We start from the raw sequence: 1,556 nt of genomic DNA, 5'->3' as shown, positions 1-1,556 counted from the left end.
GACCGGCACCGAATGGATGTTCGAAAGCACGCGCCATCAGAACGCCTTGGGCAGGTTCGCCTATGACCAACACGAGACCGTCGGCCAAGTGTTGCTTGAACAGCCGCTCAGCGTAGGCGGCTTGAAACGGGAAGGTGAAGCCAGCCGCTGCGTGGCTTTCCTTGAGCAGCCGAACGACAGCAAGCCGGTCGCCTTCGTTGGCGGTGCGAACCTGCATCAGAAGATGCCCAAGAACTTTTTGCGCTTCTTCTGGGTGGGAACCTGGCCTTTGACCGAGCCCCAGAAAATCTCCCATGCGTCAACCGTCGCGCTGTCCTTGAAGAAGGTATCTGACGCGCTGCGCAGCTTTTGCGTTTCGTGCGAGCGCGTGTCCGGGTTGGCGCGAGTCATCTCCTGGGTATGGCTGGCGCACATCAGCGTCACGCTGCCTTCTTCGTTTTCGGCGGGCGTGTTGATTTCGATCTTGTCTACAAAGCCGACAAATCGGCACTCGGCTGGAGCGACCATCTGGCGCGAGTCCGGATCGAACAGGCCGCGGTAAATCTCCACCCTCGCCTGCTTGCAGTCATATTCGCGTACAAGCCGCTCGACCCGTTCGGCGACCTGGCTAAGTTGGATTTTGACAATCTGGACGGTCAGGTTCGACACGAGCGGAATGTCGTTGACCGCAACAAGAGTGCCGGACCCGAACCAGTCGCGCGTCACCTCAAGCCCCGTGTCGGGATGGATGACCGACGCCGACACATTGCCAACGTCTGACCACATGCCATCTGTCACAGGGCCGCCCGTCACGCGGTTGCGGGCAACGATCCATAGGAAGTCGCGGGCAACCAAGGCGCGCGCCTGTAGGGCCGCCAGGTTGGCGGCTGAGATATTGCGCATGAGGATTGGACTCCCGATGTGCCGTGTGGTTTTGATGCGGCCCAACAGCCGTCAGAACTCAAAGGCATTTTATGACTGAACCAGTACGCGAGATCGTTGTCTCGCCAACTTCGGGATACTTCACAAAGGACGGGATCACCGTCGAAGTCCAGATTTTTCAAATTGTCGGTCAGGAGGGTTGGATACTCGAAGTGGTATACAACGACGACATCTCTACCATCTGGGAAGAACCCTTCGAGACCGACGCAGAGGCCTTTCAGGAATTCGAGCGCACTGTCGAGCGGGACGGGATGAATACGTTCCTTGAGGACTGGAGCGGAACGATCCACTAACCGCCATCACCGCGCCTCCACCGCCTGAAAGCTGATTGCGCCACGGCCCGTCGACATGTCTGCTGTGCTGCTCACGCTGCCCGGCACGATGGCCATAAGGCAGTGCGGCTTGTGGATTGAGACCGGCGCCCCCATTGCTACGCCTGGCCAGATGTGTGGCCGCACTTCAAACAAGGCGGTAACCGGCCCTTCCACCGGCTCCATGACCTGGTGAAGGTCTTTGGTGCCGATCTGGATCATGTCGCCAACGCTCAACGAAACGCCTGTCAGCGCCGTGATCCGAATGGCCTTCCGGTTAGCATCGATCGAAAACAGCGAGCCGGTAGGCAGGGTCGATGAGCC

The 1,556-nt window shown here is 59.2% G+C and carries 2 protein-coding genes and 2 pseudogenes; 1 reads left to right on the top strand and 3 read right to left on the bottom strand.

All coding sequences use genetic code 11. The annotated features are described in order from the left end of the window. Window positions 1–217: pseudogene (locus AC1DWF_RS31870) on the bottom strand (GNAT family N-acetyltransferase); the annotation flags it as partial. Then, window positions 217–882, bottom strand: coding sequence for a hypothetical protein (locus AC1DWF_RS31865; RefSeq protein WP_476789682.1), 666 nt, complete (start codon window positions 880–882; stop codon window positions 217–219). The pseudogene AC1DWF_RS31870 and the gene AC1DWF_RS31865, both read right to left, overlap by 1 nt. A gap of 191 nt (window positions 883–1,073) precedes the next feature. On the opposite strand from AC1DWF_RS31865, the gene AC1DWF_RS31860 reads away from it, so the two are divergent. Beyond that, window positions 1,074–1,214 carry a hypothetical protein gene (locus AC1DWF_RS31860; RefSeq protein ID WP_476842548.1) on the top strand — a complete coding sequence of 47 codons (141 nt, stop codon included), beginning with the start codon at window positions 1,074–1,076 and terminating at the stop codon, window positions 1,212–1,214. A 6-nt stretch (window positions 1,215–1,220) separates the two neighbouring features. Here AC1DWF_RS31860 and AC1DWF_RS31855 read toward each other — a convergent pair. Next, window positions 1,221–1,556, bottom strand: a pseudogene (locus AC1DWF_RS31855) (hypothetical protein); the annotation flags it as partial.

It is taken from the genome of Aminobacter sp. P4_D5 (genome assembly GCF_056401815.1).
This window is presented reverse-complemented; position numbering and strand designations above follow the sequence as displayed.